Here is a 23,473-nt window from a genome sequence, read left to right as displayed (position 1 = left end):
AATGCCGGTTATCGAATACAAATGTCCGAACTGCGGCGGCGGCATGGTTTTTGACGGTGACACAGGAACGTTATCTTGCCTAAGCTGCGGAAGAAAAGACAATATCGAGCAAATCCCCGATCCATTGACAAAGCATGTCTTCACCGAAGACGAGGTGAAAGAGTATCATTGCAACAGTTGCGGAGCCGTTATTATGACCGAGTCGGAGACGAGCGCGACGACTTGCAGCTTTTGCGGTTCGGCCGTCGTGCTCAGCGACCGGTTGAGCGGAGAACTAGCCCCGGTTATGGTCATTCCTTTTTCGATTACGAAGGAAGAAGCGATGAGGGCTTTTCGGAAATGGTGCCGCAACGGCCTCCTAACGCCAAGCGGATTTATGACGGCGGATCGCATTAAAGGAATTACCGGGATGTATGTGCCTTTCTGGTTATATGAACTGCATAATAAAATCGAGGTGCATGGCCAGGGCACGAAAGTAAGAACGTATACAAGAGGCGACTACCATTATACGGAAACGCAATATTTCGACGTCTACCGGAAAATCCGTCTCAATTATGTGAAGGTGCCGATCGACGCTTCGGCGAAAATGAAGGACGAACTGATGGATAAGTTGGAGCCTTTTCCGTATGAGCAGTTGAAAAGTTTCAAAACGCCGTATCTCGCCGGTTATATTGCGGAGAAGTACAGCTATGACGAGGAGCAGCTTTTCCCGCGGGCGAAAGAGAAAATCAGAGGATATATCGATGCTTACATTTCGTCTGCGACGGCAGGGTATAACACGGTTCATTACACCAATAAGCAAATCGATACCAAGTTGAAACAGGCGGATTATGTTCTGCTACCGGTATGGATGGTGCACTACGATTACAATAAGTCGGAGTATACGTTTGCCATGAACGGGCAGACGGGCAAGGTGGTCGGCAAGCCCCCGATTAGCATGGCGAAAGTGTCCGCTTGGTTTGCAGGCATTTTCGGCGTCTCTTTCCTGTCGCTCAAGCTCGTCTCTTGGATGATGGGGGGAGGATTCTGGTGAGAGGACATAAAGCGGCGGTTCTGGCGATGCTGTGCTTCTTTGCCGTATATCTCGCCTTTCCCGTACAGATTGCGGCGGCAGCGGGGGGAAAGCAATTCATCTATGACGAAGCCAATCTGCTCAGCCAAGAAGAGCGAGATAAGCTGAACGCCATGGCCAACGAATACGGGGCGGAGCGGGAAACGGATATGATCGTTGTCACTTCCAAAAATGTCGAAAATATCGATGTCCAGCTAATGACGGAGGATTTCTACGACGATCATGCGCCCGGGTACGACAAGCCTCATGGCAATGCGGTCATTTTGATGTTGGACATGAACAACCGGGAGGTTTATTTGGCCGGATTTTATAAAGCGGAGACGTATTTGGACGACGGCAGGCTGGACAAAATACGCCATAAAATTACACCGTACTTATCGGACGGCGATTATTACGCGGCTTTCGAGAAATATATCAAAACCGCCCATAACTATATGGGCTTCGAACCCGGGGTGAATCCGGACAATATTTTGTTTCAGCTCTGGTTTCAGTTGGCGGCTTCGGTTGGGATCGGAGGCGTCGTTGTCGGGACGATGGCTTACCGTTCCGGCGGCCGCGTTACGGTCAACCGGCGGACCTACGAAGATACGAGCACTTCGGGGATTTTGGACGGTCATGACAGGTACATTCGAACGACGACAACGAAGCGGAAGATCGAAAGAAACAACAGCGGCGGCTCGGGCGGCGGCGGAGGGATCTCCAGAGGCGGCCATTCGCATAGCGGCAGCAGAGGATCATTTTAACGCAAAGGATGGGGAAACGAGATGGGATTTTTCAGAAACCAATTTTCGAACGTGGTGGAATGGGAAGAATTTCGGGACGATATGATTTTTTGGAAGTGGAGCAACCGGGAGATTAAGAAAGGAAGCAAATTAATTATCCGCTCCGGCCAAGACGCGATTTTCGTGAACAACGGCAAGATTGAAGGGATTTTCGAGAATGAAGGGGAGTATAACATCGATTCCGACATCATCCCTTTCCTGTCTACGCTGAAAGGATTTAAGTTCGGCTTCAACAGCGGGATGCGGGTGGAAGTCTTATTCGTGAACACGAAGGAATTCACCGTCCGCTGGGGAACGCAAAATCCGGTTCTCATTCCGACTGCCCAGCTTCCGGGCGGCATGCCGATCCGCGCCAACGGCACGTTCAACTTCAAAGTGAATGATTACGTGACGCTGATCGATAAGATTGCCGGCATGAAAGACAGCTATCTCGTTGATGATGTGAAAATCCGCATTACTTCCGTGTTGGATCAACTGCTCATGAAGTGGATCGGCAGAGAAGGGAAGGACATGTTCAATCTGCAGGCGAACGCTTTCGATATTGCCAAGGGCATTCGCGAAGATTTGGATATGCAAGTAATAGAGGACGGGATGACGATTACAGGCTTCCAAGTGATGAGCTTCAATTATCCGCAAGAAATTCAAGACATGATTACGAAGACGGCGTCGCATGAAATGATCGGCAATATGCAGAAGTATCAACAAGTGAGCATGACGGACGGGATCGCATCCGGTAAAGTGCAAGGCGGCGGGGCCGCTTCGGACATGGCCGGCATGATGATGGGGATGAACCTCGCCAATGAAATGTTGAAAAATATGAACCAGAACGGGCAACCCGCGCCTGCTGCGCCTTCCGCTTCCGGGGGAGGGCAAAAGCCGAACTTCTGCCCGAACTGCGGCACGAGAAACGAAGGCGCCAACTTCTGCCCGAATTGCGGCCAGAAGCTGAACTAGACTTGCACCCGGACAGTTGTTCGATACAATACAAACTGCGCTTATATGGAAAGGGGTAGGACCGGTTTTCCGGTACTACCCCTCATTGCGCGCGGAAGGTTCGGAGGGTAACGGCCATCTTCCGGCTTGGAGCGCTTGCTAATGGGTGTACCTACCATTAAAACTTGCCAGTTTTTATTACCTTAACACGAATGTTAATACTTAAGAGTGAAGTATGAACCTATAGAAAAGGAGGTACTTTCATTGAAGATAAGTCAGTTGTCTGAATCAACCGGTGCCAGTATCCGATCTATCAGGCATTATGAGAAGAAAAACTTAATTACCGCCTCCCGTCTAGAGAATGGCTATCGGGATTTTGATGAATCTGCTGTAGATCGAATTAAAACGATCCAACTATACTTAGGTTTAGGTTTTACGACTAATCAAATAGAAGAAATGATAAATTGTGTAGATACCCATTTTAAAAATGAAATAGACGAACTTTGTGATGAAGCCCTGGATGCATATGAAGGAAAACTGGCTGAAATCAACAGACAAATAAGTAATTTGGGCGTCGTACAACACCGGCTGAAAAAGCAAATCAATCAAATGAAACAAAGGTGATACTCCATGTTCGACGCAATAGAACTAATGGTTATTGTCGGCGTTGACTGGATTTTCTCGCTGGTTGTGGAGGGTACCAGTCAAATCAACGTTCTGGACCCTCCCAGTGAATACAGTTACGAACAGGTTACATAGATGACTTCTTAATGACTTCAGTCAGTCGTGAGAAGTCATTAGCACCATAACCCAAGTCTATCGCGTGCTGGACGGTTGCCTTTGCAGCGTTCAGTACTCCTACGTCGAGATTAAGGGTTTTGGAGGTGTGAATAAGGTTTTCCAATACTGCGGCAGTCGAAGTGATGTTGGACTCTTCACCTGGATACTGCCCGCTTTCGACTTGATGTGCGAACACGGACATGACGTCAGGCATCATACCTACAATTCCCTGGGCATACGGCACTAGGTCTATCACAGAGATGTTCTCCGCTCTGGCGAGAGCAAGGGCATGTACGTAGCCGATCATTGACGTCCAAAAGATATCGAGTAATGCTGTATCGTAAGCCGCTGCAAGGCCTGGGTCCTTACCAAGATGTGTAGATGTGCCACCCAGACTTGCTAGTGTCGTCTGATGGGTTTGATAGACATCCTCAGGTCCACTGTACAGGATAGATGCTGATGACTCTCCAATGGTTGGGACTATGATGGATCCATCAAGATAGTCAATGTCACCCTTGGCTGCCCATTCAGCCATCTCTCTTGCCCAACTAGGAGAGCCGCCAGTAAGATTCACCAAGGTTCTGCCCTTCAAAGCATCTCCTGCATGCTTAAGAATTGAGTGTACAACGTTATAGTCCAGTACACAGACAATCACCAGAGGACTTGCCAAGATCGCATCAGCAACCGTATCAGCCTTGGCCGCTCCTTGTGCAACAAGCTCGTCGGCCTTCTCTGCAGAGCGGTTCCATACCGTTGTTGGGTGGCCATTTTTTAGGAACGCACCGGCCAGCGCCCTGCCCATAGGACCTAGGCCAATGACTGTCACTGCTGTACGGTGTCGGTATCAGATCTTACACCTGTCACATTACCGGATTTTTTACTCACATTGTATTCATTATTTTTCATACAACTGTCTCCTTTCAAGTATGTTACAGGCTTATTTTAAAACTGTGACACTAGTGTTATAGTCAACTATGAATTTAAATAAACAGAATACTCTACGCTCAGGATAAGCTATGTTGGGCTGATAGGGCTTCAATTTCAACGTGGAAAGGGGATGCCGCAGGATGGACGACAACATGACTTTATCTGCCGCCTTTAAACAGGCGCTTTACCCGGTAGGCGGAAACGGAAAAAGGAACGTTCGCGTTTTGCAGGAAGCGTTTGAGGATATCGACGGGAGTGTGGAAAGCGATATCTACGGCAAAGGCGAGCTCATCGAAGACTTTCAAAGAAGGATGGCGAATTATGTAGGGAAAGAGGCGGCCGTATTCTTTCCGAGCGGAACGATGGCGCAACAAATCGCTTTGCGGATGTGGTGCGATCGACAAGGGCTGAGGCGGGTAGCGTACCATCCGTTATGTCATTTGGAAATTCATGAAGAGGACGGCCTGAAAGAGCTGCATCGGATCGAACCGATTCTGCTTGCCGACAAGACGAGATTGATCACGTTGGAAGATGTCATGAATATGCGGGAGGATGTCGCCTGTCTATTGCTTGAGTTGCCTCAGCGGGAGATCGGCGGGCAATTGCCCGATTACCGGGAGCTTGAAGCGATCTCGGCTTACTGCCGCGAGCAAGGAATCAAATTGCATCTGGACGGGGCGAGGCTGTTTGAGATCACGCCGTACTATAATAAATCGGCGGCGGAAATTTGCCGGCTGTTTGATTCCGTTTACGTATCGTTTTATAAAGGGATTGGCGGCATTGCGGGAGCCGTTCTGGCCGGAGAGGAACCGCTTATACAGGAATCCAAGGTGTGGAAAAGACGGTATGGCGGAGATTTAATCAGCCTTTATCCTTATATCGTAAGCGCCGATTACTATTTTAAGCTAAGAATTCAGAAGATGGATCAGTACTATCATCACGCCCAAGAACTTGCCGGCTTGTACAATCAATGTTACGGCGTCGTTACGAAGCCCGTGGAGCCCGTGTCCAATATGTTTCATGTCCATATCGATCTGCCGAGAGAACAGCTTGAACCAATATTAATAAGTATATATGAGGAAACGGGCATCGGCTTAACTTCTTACTTGCACCAAAACGACGAGAAGAGCTGTTCGTATGAAATCAGTATAGGGGATTCATATGCCAACTTGCCGAAAGATCAATTGAAATTGGCTCTGCAAATGTTGGATGAGAAGCTAGGAGAAAGAGGCCGCTAACGAGACAGGTTAGCGGCTTTATCCGAGCGTGCTGCTTGCAGTCGCGGCTACCCGCTCTTCTCCATCGCCCAGTTGAGGCGAGTATCGTTCACAAATTTCGTCTTGCCGGGATTTCCTTCCGCTCTCCGGATCTCCAGATCGTTCAATCTGACGACGAAAGACCATAGACTGTCGAATCGCAGCTCTTTTTTGTACTGGCACATAAAACCGCATTTGCCGGATAGAATATCCTGAGCGAGCTGCAGCGAATCCGCCGTTGCGGATTCCAGCAAGGATTGATAAACGTTGCGGTAACGGGTTTGGGTCGAGTACCAGTCCGGTTCGGGACGATGATCCCATGGAGTCATGGACGAATCGATGAATTGATTGGTCGCGATAATGAAATTCTCTCCGTTGACCGGTCTTCTTACGGCGATTCCTTGCGAGCAACATTCAACTACGGCCATATCCCCGTTTTTATCCGCCAGGACGATGTTTTGAGCCGTGGATATTGGCAAGGAGCGAAGCAGGTCGATCGCTTCGTCGACCGTCCCCGCTTTTTCCAGCAAGCAGCGGACAATGAACAAAAAGTTCAATCCGGGCTTGGCGCGTGTGGAAGCGACAAAGGTCATGCCGACCGCCAGGCCACGCTCGTTGACGCCGTCTTCCTTGCCGATCAGAGCGTCCCCTTGGCCCAGAAACGTATAACCGCCGCTTGGCCGATATAGGCAGCTTTCCGTCGTTTTTTTGTAATCGAAGAACATATCGTGATTGCGCGCGAAGACAATGTCGTTCCCCCGTTGAAAGCAAAAACAAGCGCAGCCGTACGCATCGCCGACAACCCCCATGTTGAATAGAAAAGCGGCAAAGGCTTCGAACGGATAACGCGCCCCTTCGGCCATCCCCCTTATCTCCTCTGTAATTTCCGGATAGCAGGCCTTGCAGGCCGCCAAAGATTCCACCCCGAACTCGAACTGTTCTTCGCTTAAAGAGATCACGGACTCGAACCGTACCCCTTTTTTGTACATCAAACTTCCATACTTATACCCCATATCGAAATGAGTGCCTTGCAAACGAGGGTGATACATCGGGAGTTCACTCCTTTTCATAATGGCTTGATTGTTTCAATTATAAGGGAGGAAATCTGCATCATTTTGACGAATGATGCTACAATGTACCACCCAGAAATCGTATCGTTCGGAGGATCTTCGATGGAGTATGTAGAACGCATGATGGAAGCAGTGCGCTATATTGAGAAAAGGCTCGGCCAAAAAACGAATGTTGACGAGATTGCGGGCCATATAGGGTATTCGAAGTTTCATTTTCAAAGGCTGTTTCATCAAGTGACCAACCATACGGTAGGGCAATACGTTGCGGCCAGAAAATTAACGGAAGCGGCGAAGACCCTGCGCAGGACAAACTATCGGATTATCGACGTTTCGTATATGTATGGATTTGAATCGCATGAAACGTTTACAAGGGCGTTTAAGGCAAGGTTTGGCGTCTTGCCGAACGAATGGAGAGGCTCGGGCCGCATTCCGCCTAATTTGATGATGGATGTACTGAAGGCAGAATACCTTGATCATATTCAACAGCTTGAAGCCGAGGCGGCAGGGCAGGTTGTCCTTGACGAAAAAATCGTGAGAGGCTATTCGGCCAGAAGCGGTTCGGTCGAGCATATTTACGATTGCTGGAACCGATTGTGGAAGAACTGCCGGAACAAGCAAACAGACAAGTTCGGCATCGTTCGATACGACGATAGCATGGAATTCGACGCGACGTATACCTATTTGGCGGCTGCGGAGGCGGAACATATCGAGGCGGCGGAGGAACAGGAGCCATTCACGATTCCGGAAGGGACTTACATCGTATTCGAGCATCGGGGAAGCGTAGAGAAATTGCCGTTAACTTATCGCTATATTTATGGAACATGGTTTACCCGCAACACGCACCGATTGAACGGCGTATTTGATTTTGAGTATTACGGAGAGCGATTCGTCGAAGTCGATCGGACGGACTCCGGAATTCTCATTTATGTGCCGGTTTCGGGATGACTGAAAGAATGGAATCCGAGGGGTTGTTGCATGCGGCTTCCCCGGAGGCCCGCTTCTTCCGTGTAGCTTCCAGTCGCGGGAAGAGAAGGAGGCAGGGCGCTCCGGAAAGCCTGCAAAAGTGCACATCGTTTCGGGCCGTAGCCGTAACAAAGCTCGTACTACCCCATTTTGATAAACATAACTGCATGATGAGCCAATTTCATCATACCGCAGCGGTTGACGGCTCGTCGGGCGGGCTAACGAAACGTACACACGCTAATAGCCTGTAAATTATCTTGTCGCTGGTGTAACGAAACTATAACACGCTAATGAGGGGAAAAAGGCGGTAAAACCGCCGATTTCCAATGAATAACGATCCGTACTTTCGTTGGGACGGGAACGTCTTCATTTTGAGCCCAATAAGGATTGTGAGTTTCTTTAGCGCCAAACAAGAGCGCCGCGCGAATCGCCTGCGAAACGCAGGGAGGCATCTCTTCTAGCTAGAACAGCCCCGGATGACCGTGCAATTTGGCCAGCGCTTCCACGAAGTAATAATCGCCGTAAATGATCGGCACATTGACATGCTTGTTGACGGGATAGGATACCGTCCCTTTCGTCAGAATGGCATCCTGACGGTCGCTGAAATCGGCATAATTGTCGTACAATCCTTTAAGGATGTCCAAGGCGCACTCATAGTAGAAGGCTTGTTCGGCTTCATCGTCGAGCAACGCGCTTAACTCGAGCAGCCCGCTTGCCGTGCAGGCGGATGCCGTCGAATCCCTGACAAACTTGTCTTTGTCCGCCGTCCGGAAGTCCCAATAAGGGACCCGGTCTTCGGGAAGATGGGACAAAAAGTAATTCGCGATATTTTTGGCGGCGGTTGCATATTCGCGCTTGCCGGTTTCACGCGCCGCAATGGCAAAGCCGTAAATAGCCCACGCTTGTCCCCGCGACCATGCGGAATCCGGCCCGAGCCCTTGGCCGCCAAGGTTCTCGATCTTCTCTCCCGTCTCCGGATCGAAGCTTACGATATGAGGGACGGTCCAGTCCTCTCTTACAAAATGTTTGAGCACCGTATCCGCATGCGCCACGGCGATATGCCGGAAGCGGGGATCGCGATCTTCCTGCGCCGCCCAGAACAGCAGCGGCAAATTCATAAGGCAATCGATAATGGCCCATCCGGTGCTGTTCGGGTCAACGCGATCCGTCCATGCCCGAATGAATTGTCCCTTCAGATTGAAGCGTCCCGCCAAATGGCTTGCCGCGATCAGGCCCGATCTCCGGGACGCCTCATTGCCTGTCCGCCGGTAGTTTGCGACAGCCGTCGGCAAATACATAAATCCGACATCGTGATGAATATCGTAAAAGTCATGCAGCGGAACGTTCAGCTTTTGTTCGATCTGCTCCGCTAATTCCCTCAAAGACTCCTCTTTCGTTTCGCGAAAGGCCAGCCAGAGCAAGCCTCCCCAAAATCCGGAGGTCCAGAAGGAAGCGTCTTCGCAATTATAATCTCCATTCAAGCATACGTGCGGAAAACCCGCACCTATTTTTTTGCTTACGGCACCGATCTTCCGAATCGATTTCCGATATGCGTCATGCAGCCATTCCGGGTGACGGTCCATTGGTTACGCTCCTCTCGTTTAATCATCTAAGGTCGGGTTCATACAATGATTACGAATGATTACGGTTTCATTGTAGTCCGCACAGAAGGAGAAGCCTATCCCCACTATTTGTGATCATCGCGAAAAATGATACTAAAGCGGGCGGTTTGGACCGGAAAACGATAAATTCGATATGCCGGCAAAAAATCGTGATTCGCTTTCGTATCGCGCTACCCCAGGCTTTTGACATACTCTCCGGGCGATACGCCGATATATTGCTTGAAAATGCGAATGAACGTGTTCGTATTATTGCATCCGACGATCGCCGCAACTTCATGAACTTTATAATTGCCCTGATTGAATAGTTCTTTCGCTCTCTTTACCTTGAGCGAATTGACATATTGCTTGAAGTTAATGTCGAGCGAATTTTTCAACAGCTTGCTGACATAGCTTTCGGACAAATTGAAATGACTCGCGATATCCGTCAACGATAAATCCCGATCGAAATGCTGATGGATATAAATAAAGATCTGGGAAGCGGTGGAGCTTTCCAGGCTGAACTTGTCCTTGTTGCAATAATTGAAGATCAACTCGAACAACGTGAACGTCTTCTCCGTAAACTTCGAAACGGGGACTTCCATAAACTGATCCAACTGATCGGGATACTCTCTTACGAATTGATTCAACGTTTTTCCGTTCGCGTTCAAGCATCGTTTAAAGGTGGTTAAGAACGAATGCTTCAAATTCGACAGATTCGCCGGGCTCGGCGCCGAATGGTTTACGTTTTTATCGAGCACATCCCTCAGCAGTTCGTAAGCTTTCCCCAGATCATTCGAATTGACGTAATTAATCAGGCATGTTTCCGTCTCGAGCGGATAATGCCAAACCGTTTCTTCAAGATCCTTCACGCATTCCGAGGTAAGCACCTTGCTTGCGGCCGCATACTGGTAGTTGCTGAGCCGAAGCAGCTCCTGCAGGGCGGAAGTCAATTCGTCCAGCCGGTACGTCTCGGATATGTATGCCGTTATATCGAGCGACAGATCCTTTTCGATCGTTGCAATCACGCTCTCCGCCGCTTGCTTGACGTCCTCGGAGGAAACGCGATGGAAAATAATGCAGTATTTGTTTTTGTCCAGCGGCAAAACAAAGTAATCCTCGCGATCTCCCCGCAACTCCTTGATCATCGTATCGAACAGAAAGGACAGGTTCGGAACGGGCATCGTCTTATGCAGCGTATCCATGCCTTCGCACTCCAACAGCGCCAGTCTCAACTCGTCCTGGAACCGCTCCAATTGCAGCGCGGACAAATTCTCGCGAATCCATTCCTCGCTGGCAATGCCGTATATCGCCTTGCGAAAGAAATCTTCCCGCAAATGGACGATGGAATGATCCAGCTTATTCTGCAAGGCGTGGTTGATGGAATAGACTTGCTCGATACTGGACTGGATGTAAGCCAGTTCATGGGTTTGGTGCGCATGCCCGTCGTTGGACACGGCGGCATTCGATCCTCTGTGTTCGTCCAGAAATTGAAGCAATTGCCGAATCGGTTTATAGCTCGACCTGGTCGCCATGTATGCGAGCGCGATGCCGAACACCAGCAAGAGCATGCTGGGAAACAGCGCCGTCTTCCATATTTCGCGAAAGATCGCTCCGAATGACGTCATTTCGCTGGAATAAATATAGGTGAGATTCGGTATCGCCTTCGAATGATGAATATAATTGACGGTGGAACCGAGTCTCACATGGTTTAAATCTTCCCGCTCGTTCATGGACTCGATTCGGGCTAAAATCGCCGGATCAAGCTCTTCGTTATGTAGATACGAACCGACGATCTCGTCGGTGTACAGATAGAAATTGCCTTGCGGGTTGTCAACCGTTCGGGGCAGCAAAGAGACGCTGTCCATAACGATAAAAAAGTATAAAGGATCGAGCTTGGAATTGACCGTCTGGTGGATCATTACGATTTTCCCGGGCGATTTGGACATCGCTTGCGGAACGATATAGGTGTTCGACGCGAGCGATTCGTCTTGCAAGTTCCGGAAGCGGTCCAGCGCTTCCGCCTGTATGCCAAGCTCATTCAAATAATCTTTAATGCTGAACGTTCCGGCAGCCGTAATGACCAGATTATCCGTCAGCTTCGTAATGCCTAACGTGAACCCTAGCTGGCCGAAGCCTTGCAATTGATCGAGCAGGTCGTTGTACAGGTTCGCAATATACAGATAATTGGTGCCGTCGCTATAGCGGTAATCGATCAGGCTTTGCAGCGTCGACGCCTTGTATACGAATTCCATCGCGATGCGGAACTTGAAGTCCGCGTAATTGCTGTTCTGATCGATATATAATAGGCGGCTGTGATTGTTTTGCGCATCGGACATTTCATAGCTTTTATAAAAGATGATGGATGAGGTGATCGCCGAATATAACAGGACAATCACGACAAATAAGGTCAGCATTTTGTACAAAAACTTCCTCTTTACCATCATTCGCTACTCCCCTTCGATCATCATGAAAATGCTTTCAGTAATTAACAATATGAATTGCTAATGATGTTAACGATCAATGCATATTTGTAAGCCTCTTTGTATCAGTCTACATCACTTTTTCGTTTTCCTGTTAGATCAAAATTTTACAAACGGGCCCGATACTCATTTTTTGACTTCCTGTAAACGCTTGATAGAAAGCGCTTTATTTGCCGGTGGCGTCCCTGAATATCGATTTTTTGTCTTCATTCGATTTTCACGCGGCGTCGCCGTTTTCGGTCATCAGGCAAAAAACGAACATCATCACAAATATTCGACATATACCTTTCGCGGCATCTTGGGTACGATTCGGGTAAGGCAGAGCAAAGAACGATCAGCCGTATCAAACTGCAGGAGGTGAGACATGAATATGAGCAATATCGCCGCTCCCGCCAAACCCGCGAAATTCAAAAGGGGAAAAAAGGCGAAGCCGAAACGGGACGTGAAAGCGTATTTCATTGAACTGAAAAAAGATATATACAGAGACCGCATACTATACTATTTGCTCATACCGTTCCTGCTCTGGTTCCTGATTTTTAAATATTTTCCGATGTGGGGCATCCAAATTGCCTTTAAAGACTTCAGCTTATTTAAAGGCATTGCCGCCAGCGAATGGATCGGGTTCGAGTACTTTACCGAGTTTATTGGAAGCGAATACTTTATGAGAGTATTCACCAACACCGTCATCATTAGCTTATACGGCCTAATCATTTGTTTTCCGGCACAAATTATATTAGCCATCATGATTAGCGAAGTGACGCGGCAGGGCTTCAAGAAAATAGTGCAAACGCTTACTTACTTGCCTCATTTCGTATCGGTCGTGGTCATAGCCGGGATCGTTACCACCTTCCTGGCGCCGGAAAGCGGGTTGATCAACCTTATTCTGGAAAAGTTCGGAATGGAGAAAATTTATTTTCTAACCAATCCCGATTATTTCCGGGGAATCTATACCGTCATGAATCTTTGGAAAGAAACGGGGTTCGCTTCCATCGTCTTTATCGCGGCGATTGCCGGGATCGATACGCAGCTGTACGAAGCGGCCAAAATGGACGGGGCGAGCAAGTTCAAACAGATTATGCATGTTACGCTGCCGGGCATCCTGCCTACCATTGTGGTGATGTTCATTATGAAGATCGGCAGCTTGCTGAGCGTCGGCTACGAGACGATTATTCTGCTCTATCAGCCGGCAACTTACGAGAAAGCGGATGTCATCAGCACCTATGTGTACCGTTCGGGGCTTGTCGACGGCAGATACGACTTTGCGACCGCCGTAGGTTTGTTCAACTCCATCGTAGCTTTGGTTCTGGTCATTGCTGCAAACAAGATTAGCAAGAAAGTAACGGATGCAGGCTTATGGTAGGTGATGAGAGTGATTGAATCCAGAGGAGAGAAAGTATTTAAGATCATTAACAATATTTTGTTGGCTTTGATGGCGATCGCGGCGCTGTACCCGTTCATTTACGTGTTATCCGCCTCCATCAGTATGCCGTATAACGTCGTGACGGGCAAGGTGCTTCTGTTTCCCAAAGGCTTTACCTTCGACGCCTACAAGCAGGTATTGGGCAATCCGCAAATCTGGTTGGCATATGCCAACACGATCTTCTATACCGTTGCCGGGACGGCGGTATCGATGTTCTTCACCATTTGCGGCGCATACGCGCTGTCGAAGAGCCGATTGCGAGGAAGGAAATGGTTTACGATCTTCGTCACATTGACGCTATGGTTCGATGCCGGCATGATTCCGTTCTATCTGACGCTGAGAGATTTGGGATTGTTAAATACGCGGACAGGCATAGTGATCGCTTTCGCCTGCAACGCCTTCAAAGTCATTCTGTTGCGCACAAGCTTCGAGGCCATTCCGGCCGAATTGGAAGAATCGGTGAAAGTAGACGGCGGCAACGATTTGCAAGTATTGATCAAAGTGTTCTTGCCGCTGGTGAAGCCTGCTTTGGCGACCGTCGGTTTATTCTACGCGATCGAGAAATGGAACGGCTACTTTTGGTCGATGATCATGCTGAAAGATATGGACAAAATTCCGCTTCAAGTGTTATTGAAAAAGATGATCGTCGAAAACGACCTGCAATCGGAATTTGCGGCCGCGTTGGATTTTACGTCCACCGTATCGGCGGAAACCGTCACTTATGCTACAATCGTAGTCTCGATTATACCGATCGTGCTTGTCTATCCGTATATTCAGAAATATTTTATTAAAGGCATGTTGGTAGGAGCCGTCAAAGGCTAAATATACAATATTAAAATGCGGGGTGTACGTCTCATGGGATGGAAAAAAATCGTTAGTCTATTCGCGGCAACAACAGTTTTGGCGGGGGTTCTGGCCGGTTGTTCGACAGGGTCGAAGGATGCCGGTCCGGCTCAAGCCGATTCGGCGGCGCAAGCGCAAGAAAGCGAAAATCCGTACCTGGCTTCGGAGAAGCCGCTGAAATTAACGGTACATATGGGGACGAAAGATTCGGGCGTATTTAAAAACGATTGGCCGATCTTCGTAAAAGCGGCGGAAATGACCAACATCACGCTGGAAGGAACGTTGCCGAGTACGGTATCCGATTTCAGCGAAACGTTCAGCATCGTTATGGCGTCGGGTTCGCTGCCGGATATTATGCAAGCGCTGTCCAAAGATTTCCTGCAATACGGTCCGGAGGGAGCGTTCCTGCCGCTCAATGATTTGATCGACGAGCATGCTCCTCATCTGAAGAAGTTTATGGAGGATAACCCGGATGTCCGAAGCGCAGCGTCCGATAACGACGGCAATATTTGGTTTATCCCGTTTATCGCGGACGGAGAAGCCGAGAAAGGCTGGTTTATCCGCAAAGATTGGCTGGAGAAATTGGGGCTTCCGGAACCGAAAACGGTGGACGAGCTGCATGATGTGCTGACAGCGTTCGTGACGCAAGATCCGAACGGCAATAACAAGAAGGACGAGGTCGGATTTTTCCACCGCAATACAACGATCGGCATTGAAGGCCTCATGGCGCTCTGGAATGCATATCCGGATTATCGGGCATTCGACAATAAAGTTGTCTACGGACCGCTCGAGCCGGAATACGGCGTTGCGATGGAAAATATGGCGAAGTGGTATAAAGAAGGACTCATCGATAAAGAGATCTTCACTCGCGGAAGCAAGGCGAGAGATATTCTGCTTGCGGATAACGTAGGCGGGTTGACGCATGACTTCTTCGCTTCGACGGGCAACTACAACGAACAGCTTGAGAGCAAAATTCCGGGCTTCCGCTTCGATCCGATGCTGCCGCCGGCGGATGTGAACGGCGTCGTGAAGGAGCCTTCCAAGCGGGACCGCGCCAAAAATTACGGCTGGGGCATCGCGCACAGCAATCCGGATCCGGTTGCCACGATCAAATATTTTGACTTCTGGTTTACCGAAGAAGGCAGACGGATGGCGAATTTCGGCATCGAAGGCGACACGTACACGATGGTCGACGGCAAGCCGATCTTCACCGATAAAGTATTGAAGTCCGACAAAGCGCCTGTCGATGTCATTCGCCAGACGGGAGCCCAATCCAACTTCGGCTTCCAGCAGGATTACTTCTATGAAGAGCAATGGACGCTGCCTTTGGCAACGGAAGGCATTAACGCGTATAAAGAAAAGAATGTATTTATGGAGAAATATCCTGTTCTGAAATTTACGAATGAAGAGCAGAAGGAAATTCAGAAGATTCTTCCTAAAGTCGAGACATATATTGTGGAAACGAGACAGCAATGGATTCTTGGCGCGAAGCCGGTGAATCATGCGGCATTTGTAAAAGAACTCGAGAAGCTCGGTGCGCGCCAATTGGTGGAAATTAACCAGGCCGCTTACGACCGGTACATGGCGGAAATGAAGCAATAGAGGAATAAGCGAACGGGCTGCAGAACGATCAAGCGCTGCAGCCTTTCCGCCTCGAAGGAGAAACGAAGATGAATATACAAGCTTTGTTGAAAGAGCCGATCCCGACGGGCGAGTTGTTGGCCAACCTGCGATCGCGATTGGAGCCGATAGCGGCGAAGAGCAAGTATATTGCGGACAACATGCCGGAGCTCGTGCAAGCGACGATTGCCAGTGCGGAGGAAGCGTACCGGGGCATGCTCAAGCTTCCGGGTACGGGCGGCGTGCGCGAATTCGTCGGCAATCCGCCTTGCTGGCTGGAACGCAGGCATAATGACAACGAGTTTCTGTGGCAGTTGAACCGCATGACGCATTGGCAGGATCTGCTGGAAGCCTATTCTTTAACACGGGATGAGAAATACGGGCGTAAAGTTATCGAAGAAATGTTGGATTGGATCGCAACGGTCGGGATTCGGGAAGAGATGATCGACTATCCGATCGAATATTTCTCGCAATGCCATCCGCTAAGGGCGTTGGAACTCGGCATCCGCGCGTATAAGACGTGGCCGCTCGTACTGGAGCATCTGGGACATACGGAGTTGTTTACCGAAGAAGTGTTGGAGCAATACCTGTGGGCCGCGTGCCAGCAGATTCGGATGTTGCGCAAGGTCTCGCCGATCCTGTGGCCGAAGGCGGATCATAATCATTTTCTGATGGAATGCTTGGGCATTCTGACGACGGCGCTTTATTTCCCGGAGCTGCGGGAGGCGGAGGAATGGAAAGCTTTCGCGATCGACGGGATCGAACGATGCGCCTTGGCGCAACTGACCGAAGACGGCGGACAAATCGAAGGCTGCCCTTCCTATCACAACGGCTGCATGTTCTGGTTCGGCCTTGCCGTCGTCCTGGCCAAGCGGTTTCATTTCGAGTTCTCGGACCGGTATATGGAGCTGTTGCGCACCAATTTGGACTATTCCATCTATTCGCTGCGGCCGACCGGGAAATGCGTGCCTGTGGGGGATTCCCATGCGAATCATCTGGCCGTGATGGGCGGAGTGTACGGATATTTGGCCTTAGACGATATGACCTGGCTCGGGCTGGCAACGAACTTGATCGATATGCGGGAGATCATGAGCGAGGCAAGCAAACATGTGTGGCGCGCATTGGATGTGCGGCGGTTCTATGAAGATTTGGAGGGGCTGCAAGGCAAGTATTACGAGTGCGATAAATTGACGACGTTCTGGAACCGGACCTTGCATCAAGCGATTATTCGCAGCGGCTGGGATGCGGAGGCGCTCAGCTTTCTGTTCACATGCAGAAGCCCGGTGCAGAACTTCCATGCCCATATCGATCTGATGAGCTTCGATTTTACCGCGCTTGGGAAAAATATGGTCTGCGATCCCGGCATTTTCTGCTATCGGGAGGATGAAGACCGCAAACAGTTCAAGAGCGCCAACTATCATTCCACGCTCCTGATCGACGAAAGGGACCATTTCGAATATTTGGGTTCGTTCGCATACGGTCCGCAGAAAATCGGAGAAATTTACAATGTGGAAGACAGAGGCTTCTATCAAATCGCAAGCGCTTACCATATGAATTACGAGCCGATTGTCCATCACCGCCATATAGCATTGGTCGATCGCCGGTTCGTCGTTATTGCGGATCGGGTGGAAGGGCTGGAGCGAAACGGAGTGCAGCGGTACTTCCATTTGGATTTTACGGAGGTAGAGATCGCGGCGGATGCTGTCGTCGCTGCGAGCGATATTGCCAATCTGGCGATTTATACGGAGCCGCGGGGCGAGACGGATTTGCTGTCCGGCCGGCTGTCCGACGTCAACGATGTGGCGAGAGCGTCCACAAGAGTGCGATTCCAAGGGACTTACAGCGGAACGGTTACTTTTGTGACGGTGCTTGCGCCATATAAAGGGGGACAAGCCCCGGCCGTATCGATTCGGCCATTCGCCGACGGCTGTTATGAATTGGACTGCGGCGAACGTTATGAGGTCACGGTCAAGGAGAGGGATATAACCATTCGTAAACCGATTTGAGAGGAGCGACTAGATGATGAATGCAAGGGGAACATGGTTTCGACGCATCAGCTTGCTGTTAAGCATGGCCATAGGTTTGAGCGGAGTGGCGGGCGCCATGCCCGCGAGGGCAGCGGTATCCGATATTTCCGTTTATTTGGTGCAAGATTTCGAGCAATATAGCCAGACCGGCGCGCCGCCAAGCGGAATGGAAATGACCGGCATCGCGGACGTGAAAAAGTCCAGCGGCGCGCTTCGGAACGAACATACGGCTCCGAACGGGACCAGCGTCGCGCTGCGGATCGAAGAATCCGTAGCGGATCAGCCGGATGTCGGCCTTGCCAAACGGTTCGGAACGGACGACTTGACGGGCGAGATCATCTTCGATTTCGATATCAAATCGCTGGACTCTAACGGAAGCAAATTTTTCGAAATCAAAGACAGCGCCAATAAAGGCATTACGCTTGGCAATTTGGGAGCCGACGGCGTCCTGAAAGTGGAAGGCAGCAAAGTGCCGTTGATCGTGAATCAATGGAACAGGCTGTCTTTCGCGATCGACTTCGGAGCGGATGCGCAAACGGTCTCGGTCTATGTGGACGGCGTCAAGAAGATCGATTCGGTATTGTTGAAAAATAGCAACGGGGCGACGGGGATCAACTATTTGCGGGTCCGGGCGAAACGGATTTCGCAAGCCGACCTGACGCCGGGCGCCGCCGGCGACAAAAGCTTCACGACGCTGCTGGACAATATGCGAGTGTACTCCGGCACAGAGCTGAAGACGATGGAACAATTGCAGGCGATCAACAAGCCCGATTCGTTGATGGATTTCGACAACGATCTTGGCATCTCCGTTCAGAACCGGCTTGCCGGATCTTTGGCGATGGTCGTGGGCAGCCCGAACGCGCTGATAGATAATGTGAGGATGGCGGGGGCGATCGACGAGCCGAACCTACCGAGGAAAGTCGAAGGAATAATCGTCGTGCCGCTTCGATTTGTCGGCCGATCCTTGGGCGTTGACGTGGAAGTCCATGGGCAGAGCGCGCGTGTCAAAACAAAAGGACAGAACGTTACGGTAACGAAGAATCATGCGGTCATAGGCGGGGAAGTGCGCCCCGATTCCCATATCGAGTTTACCTCCGACGATGTCATGGTTCCTGTGGACATGGCGGGAACGATCCTGCAGAAGCAGGTGTATACGGACTATAAAGGCAGAGGGCTCATCGTCATCGGCGATAGCGCCATGCCGTTCGACGATGCGCTCGACAAAGCGGATGAGAGCGTCAAACCGCAGGATAACGAGAAATTTTATATCGAAGAAGCGATCAAGGAGATCGTCTACGACCGGCCGGCCGGAGACGAAGCGATCGCCCGGTTGAAGAGCAACGGCGCGTCCCATCCGAGAATATTGGCGACTTCGTCTGACTTTGACCGTGTCAAATCGATGATTCAGTCGGGAGAAACGACGATCGGCAAATGGTATCAGGATATCCAGAAGCAAGGCGAGAAGCATCTCAGCATGGCGCTGCCTACGGACGATTTGCCGGACGGCAGAAGGATGATCGGCTCCAGACAAGTGGGACCGCTCGTGATCAATCTGGGGATGCTCTACCATCTGAGCGACGATCCTGTCAAGAAAGAACAATATAAGCAGCGGATCTGGGATGAAGTCTATACGGTATCGCAGTTCCCGAATTGGAACGAAGAGAACGAATTTTTGAACACGGCCGAATTTATGGAAGGACTCGCGATCGCGTACGATTGGTTGTACGATGCCTGGACGCCGGAGCAGCGGCAAATTCTCGAGGACGCCATCGTCGAGAAAGGGCTTGTGAAAACGTTAGAGGCGTACAACAAAAATGTATGGTGGATTCGCACCTATCCAAGAACGAATAATTGGAATGCGGTATGCAACGGGGCTTCCGTGCTCGCCTTGATGGCGATCGGTGATGTCGACAAGGAAATTGTATTGCCGTCCGGCGAGCGAGTGACGATGGAGCAATTCGGCGGCAAAATATTGGATGTCGCGTTCAACGCGCTTGAAGATTTTATTTTGCTGGAGTTCACCCCGGACGGAGCATGGGCGGAAGGCCCGAGCTATTGGAAATATACGCTGGAATACATTGTTCGCTTCATCTCTTCGCTGGAAACGGCGCTCGGCACGAGCTACGGCTACGACCAAACGCCCGGACTGAGCAAGACGGCGTATTTTCCGACCTATTTGAGCGGCGCGGTAGGCTCGCTGAACTACGGGGACGCCTCGAACAACAAGGTGATCGCCGCCGAAGAATTATGGATCGCGAAGAAATACGGGGATCGATTGTTAGCCTCCGTGCATTTGGACAACAAGATCAAATACAGAAACGCCGGCAGCGAATTCGAAATGCTCTGGTACGAGCCGAATGCTTACCTTCCCGGACAAACGCTGGAATTGGACCAATATTTCAGCGGGACGGAAGTGGCGACGTTCCGCAGCAAATGGGACGATCCCAACACCGGCTTCCTTGGGCTGAAGGCGGGCAATAATGTCGTCAGCCACGGTCATTACGATCTGGGAAGCTTCGTCTTCGAAGCGCTCGGCCAGCAATGGGCGATCGATCTGGGCAAAGACGATTACAATCTGCCGGGCTATTCGAATTACGAGAAGGAACGTTTGACTTACTACCGTTTGAATCCGGAGGGGCATAACACGTTAGTCATCAATCCCGACGGCGGCGCGCAGCAAAATATTAAGGCATTCGCCAAAATCGAGAAGACGGAAAGCAAGCCGCTTGGCGGGTTTGCGATCGCCAATCTGACGGAGGCGTACAACAAGCATGTCTCCTCGGCGAAGCGGGGCGTCATGCTCGCCTCGAACCGGACGAGAGCGACGATTCAGGACGAGGTTTCCTTCTTGAACCCGTCCACCGCGTACTGGTTCATGCATACGGAAGCCGACATTCAAGTCAGCGAGGACGGCAAATCGGCGATGTTCGCCAAAGGCGGAGAGAAGTTGTGGGTCGGCCTGGACAGCGACGCCCGCGATGCATCGGGCCATCCGATCGAGGCGAAATTCGGCGTCATGGACGCCAAGCCGCTGCCGGAATCGCCCAATCCGGCCAAGCAGCATCAGAACGATGGCATCCGCAAGCTGTTCGTCAAGCTGGATGATGTGAAGGAGATGCGGCTGACGGTGACGTTGATCCCGATCGTCGGGGCGATCGAGGATACGGATACTTCGTTTGCAAGCGTTCCGCTCGACCAGTGGAGCATTGCCGACGGCGAGTTGACCGTGCCCGTCCTGCAGAGCGTCAGCATCGACGGCGAGCCTTGGGCCCGTTTTGACGAGCAGACGTTCAGCTATGACATTCTGCTGCCGCTCGACCGTACGAACGTGCCCGTCGTGGAAGCGGTCTACGATCCTGCGCTGTACGATGTGCAGGCCGTTCAGGCGGATGACGTTCCCGGCATCGCGAAGCTGATCGTCTCTTCGCGGCAAAGTCCCGAGATCAAGAGCGTGTACCATTTCAACTTCAAATTAACGCCGCTTGACGGGGAAGAGGAGCGTTTGGCCGAACTGCCGATTGCGGCCGTTTCGGCAAGCGGCTCGCAAGCCGACCAGGGAAATACGGAAGATAAAGCGATTGACGGCAATTTCAATACGTACTGGGGAGCGGAAGGCGATCAATGGATCATGCTCGACCTCGGGGAAGCGACAGCCGTGAACAGCGTCGGCATCGCCTTTATTCGCGGGAACGAGCGGAGCTTCAAATTCGAGATCGAAACTTCGCTGGACGGCGAAACCTGGTACAAGGCGTTTGCGGGGACAAGCAGCGGCGAAAGCCTGGATATCGAAAAAACGTATTTGAGACAGCACGAGGCGCGATATGTCCGCATTACCGGCCACGGCAACAGCGTGAACCAGTGGAATTCCTATGCCGAGGTTCGCGTCTATCAATTGCAATGATAAGGATGGTAGATCAGATGAAGACGAATCAGCCCAACATTCTGTTCATTATGTCCGACGATCACGCATCGCATGCGATCGGCAGCTACGGCAGCGCGATCAATCAAACGCCGAATATCGACCGCATTGCGGAGAACGGAATTCGCTTCGACAATTGCTTCTGCACCAATTCCATTTGCGCGCCGAGCCGGGCAACGATCTTGACGGGCGTCTATAATCATATCAACGGCGTGAAGACGCTCGACGACGACATCGACGGGACGATGATGAATTTTACCAAGCTGCTGCAGCAAGCGGGGTACGCCACGGCAATCATCGGCAAATGGCATTTGGGCCATGGCGGCAAGTCCGATCCGACCGGATTCGATTATTGGAACGTGCTGCCGGGCCAAGGAGACTATTTCGATCCGGAATTTATCGAGATGGGGGAGACGAAGAAGATTGGCGGTTATGTGACGGATGTCATTACGGACATGTCCGCCGATTGGATCCGCCGCCGCGACAAGACCAAGCCGTTCTTGCTGATGTGCCATCATAAAGCGCCGCATCGCCCGTGGCTGCCTTCGCCCAAGTACGCCGACCTGTACGAGGATGTCGACATTCCCGAGCCCGTCACGTTTCACGACGACTACAGTACGCGGGCGGAGGCCGCCCGCGCCGCCAGAATGCGGATCGACCGGGATTTATTGCCCAAGGACGTCAAGGGAGAGCCGCCGGCAGGAAGCACGCCGGAGCAGGTCAAAAGCTGGAAATATCAGCGCTATATCAAAGATTATCTCCGCTGCGTCGCTTCGATCGACGAGAGCGTCGGCATTCTGCTCGATACGTTGGAAGCGGAAGGCATTCGGGACAATACCATTGTCGTATACACTTCCGATCAAGGCTTTTTCCTGGGAGACCACGGTTGGTTCGACAAGCGCTTTATGTATGAGGAATCGTTGCGGATGCCCTTGCTCATTCAATATCCGAAAGAGATACGGGCGGGCGGCGTTAACAAAGATATGGTGCTGAACGTGGACTTCGCGGCAACGTTTCTGGATGCGGCCGGAGCTGCGGTACCGGCGGAGATGCAGGGCCGAAGTTTCCGCCCGATCTGGAAGGGCGAGACGCCGGACGATTGGCGGACGTCCATGTATTACCGTTACTGGATGCATCTCGATAAGGAGCATTCCGTCTATTCTCATTACGGCATTCGCACGCATGAGTACAAACTGATTTATTATTATGCGGACGCTCTGGGGACGACGGGTTCCCTCGACGAACGCCGGCCGCCGGAATGGGAGTTGTTCGATCTGAAGAACGATCCCTACGAGATGAACAATGTTTACCATGATACCGCCTATGCGGGCGTGATCGACAGCCTGAAGCGGGAACTGGCCGCGCTGCAGCTTGCTGTGGAAGACGAGCCTTATGAAGGTGAGTATGAGGGTTGAGTGAATGCATGAATCGACAACTCCGATCCTAGCTCGAGTAATGTAAATGCATGCCAAATCCAATGGCGTTGCGTTCATTTTTAACCGGGTTTGGATGATGAATCAGCATAGGCATGACAAATGTAGCCGAAATATCATACAAAACGAGCGGCGTGTGAATGCAGTCCGGCGAATATGATCGAAATTTCATACACAATGAGCGATTTGAGCCCTGATCCTGCAAAGGTGGGACGAAATATCATACAAATCCCCCATGGCCTGACGACCATCGCCATAAATGAAAATAGAGTTGCAAACTGTATCCGTTTTTGGGGTAATTAATATGGGCAGATCATAGGTCGAAAGCTTTTTGGTGTATCAATACC

General features: G+C 50.8%; 16 protein-coding genes. 12 read left to right on the top strand and 4 right to left on the bottom strand.

What is annotated here, in order from left to right; all coding sequences use genetic code 11:
* Position 1: 1 nt before the first annotated feature.
* The 4 genes from LQ229_RS19625 to LQ229_RS19610 all read left to right on the top strand — a co-directional run bounded on the left by LQ229_RS19625 (position 2) and on the right by LQ229_RS19610 (position 3,411).
* Positions 2–1,033 (top strand): TFIIB-type zinc ribbon-containing protein, encoded by a 1,032-nt coding sequence (locus tag LQ229_RS19625; protein ID WP_216540222.1) that lies wholly within the window; start codon positions 2–4, stop codon positions 1,031–1,033.
* Positions 1,030–1,815: a TPM domain-containing protein gene (locus LQ229_RS19620; RefSeq protein ID WP_216540221.1), complete on the top strand. Its 786-nt coding sequence runs from the start codon at positions 1,030–1,032 to the stop codon at positions 1,813–1,815. The genes LQ229_RS19625 and LQ229_RS19620 overlap by 4 nt, the downstream gene beginning before the upstream one ends.
* A 21-nt stretch (positions 1,816–1,836) precedes the next feature.
* Positions 1,837–2,808: an SPFH domain-containing protein gene (locus LQ229_RS19615; RefSeq protein ID WP_216540220.1), complete on the top strand. Its 972-nt coding sequence runs from the start codon at positions 1,837–1,839 to the stop codon at positions 2,806–2,808.
* A gap of 243 nt (positions 2,809–3,051) precedes the next feature.
* Positions 3,052–3,411: a MerR family transcriptional regulator gene (locus tag LQ229_RS19610; RefSeq protein ID WP_216540219.1), complete on the top strand. Its 360-nt coding sequence runs from the start codon at positions 3,052–3,054 to the stop codon at positions 3,409–3,411.
* A gap of 127 nt (positions 3,412–3,538) precedes the next feature.
* Here the strand turns inward: LQ229_RS19610 and LQ229_RS19605 are convergent, their stop codons facing one another.
* Positions 3,539–4,393, bottom strand: coding sequence for an NAD(P)-binding domain-containing protein (locus tag LQ229_RS19605; RefSeq protein WP_290370057.1), 855 nt, complete (start codon positions 4,391–4,393; stop codon positions 3,539–3,541).
* Between the two features lie 241 nt (positions 4,394–4,634).
* Here LQ229_RS19605 and LQ229_RS19600 point away from each other — a divergent pair, with 241 nt between their 5' ends.
* Positions 4,635–5,732: a beta-eliminating lyase-related protein gene (locus LQ229_RS19600; RefSeq protein WP_230192635.1), complete on the top strand. Its 1,098-nt coding sequence runs from the start codon at positions 4,635–4,637 to the stop codon at positions 5,730–5,732.
* A gap of 47 nt (positions 5,733–5,779) precedes the next feature.
* Here the strand turns inward: LQ229_RS19600 and LQ229_RS19595 are convergent, their stop codons facing one another.
* Positions 5,780–6,799: a C45 family peptidase gene (locus tag LQ229_RS19595; protein ID WP_230192634.1), complete on the bottom strand. Its 1,020-nt coding sequence runs from the start codon at positions 6,797–6,799 to the stop codon at positions 5,780–5,782.
* A 123-nt stretch (positions 6,800–6,922) separates the two neighbouring features.
* On the opposite strand from LQ229_RS19595, the gene LQ229_RS19590 reads away from it, so the two are divergent.
* On the top strand, positions 6,923–7,765 hold the full coding sequence (locus tag LQ229_RS19590) for a helix-turn-helix domain-containing protein (RefSeq protein ID WP_230192633.1): 843 nt from the start codon (positions 6,923–6,925) through the stop codon (positions 7,763–7,765).
* A gap of 479 nt (positions 7,766–8,244) precedes the next feature.
* Here LQ229_RS19590 and LQ229_RS19585 read toward each other — a convergent pair whose 3' ends face one another.
* A complete protein-coding gene (locus tag LQ229_RS19585) occupies positions 8,245–9,366 on the bottom strand; it encodes a glycoside hydrolase family 88 protein (RefSeq protein ID WP_230192632.1) in 1,122 nt (373 codons plus the stop codon).
* Between the two features lie 209 nt (positions 9,367–9,575).
* The gene (locus LQ229_RS19580) at positions 9,576–11,828 is read right to left on the bottom strand and encodes an AraC family transcriptional regulator (protein WP_230192631.1); all 2,253 of its coding nucleotides are present in this window, start codon (positions 11,826–11,828) and stop codon (positions 9,576–9,578) included.
* 400 nt (positions 11,829–12,228) lie between these two features.
* Between LQ229_RS19580 and LQ229_RS19575 the strand changes: the two genes are divergently transcribed.
* The 6 genes from LQ229_RS19575 to LQ229_RS19550 all read left to right on the top strand — a co-directional run bounded on the left by LQ229_RS19575 (position 12,229) and on the right by LQ229_RS19550 (position 23,108).
* Positions 12,229–13,224 carry an ABC transporter permease subunit gene (locus tag LQ229_RS19575; protein ID WP_230192630.1) on the top strand — a complete coding sequence of 332 codons (996 nt, stop codon included), beginning with the start codon at positions 12,229–12,231 and terminating at the stop codon, positions 13,222–13,224.
* A 3-nt stretch (positions 13,225–13,227) separates the two neighbouring features.
* Positions 13,228–14,106 carry a carbohydrate ABC transporter permease gene (locus LQ229_RS19570; protein WP_230192629.1) on the top strand — a complete coding sequence of 293 codons (879 nt, stop codon included), beginning with the start codon at positions 13,228–13,230 and terminating at the stop codon, positions 14,104–14,106.
* Positions 14,107–14,139: 33 nt separating this feature from the next.
* Positions 14,140–15,729 (top strand): extracellular solute-binding protein, encoded by a 1,590-nt coding sequence (locus LQ229_RS19565; protein ID WP_230192628.1) that lies wholly within the window; start codon positions 14,140–14,142, stop codon positions 15,727–15,729.
* A gap of 68 nt (positions 15,730–15,797) precedes the next feature.
* Positions 15,798–17,753: a heparinase II/III family protein gene (locus LQ229_RS19560; RefSeq protein WP_230192627.1), complete on the top strand. Its 1,956-nt coding sequence runs from the start codon at positions 15,798–15,800 to the stop codon at positions 17,751–17,753.
* 13 nt (positions 17,754–17,766) lie between these two features.
* Entirely contained in the window at positions 17,767–21,675 is a 3,909-nt protein-coding gene (locus tag LQ229_RS19555; protein ID WP_230192626.1) for a discoidin domain-containing protein, read from the top strand.
* A gap of 17 nt (positions 21,676–21,692) precedes the next feature.
* Positions 21,693–23,108 carry a sulfatase gene (locus LQ229_RS19550; RefSeq protein ID WP_230192625.1) on the top strand — a complete coding sequence of 472 codons (1,416 nt, stop codon included), beginning with the start codon at positions 21,693–21,695 and terminating at the stop codon, positions 23,106–23,108.
* The last annotated feature ends 365 nt before the right edge of the window (positions 23,109–23,473 follow it).

The sequence above is a fragment of the Paenibacillus sp. CECT 9249 genome (assembly GCF_918697855.1).
GTDB lineage: Bacteria > Bacillota > Bacilli > Paenibacillales > Paenibacillaceae > MSJ-34.
Note: the sequence above shows the minus strand (reverse complement) of the source record. Positions and strands in the feature narration are given on the sequence as shown.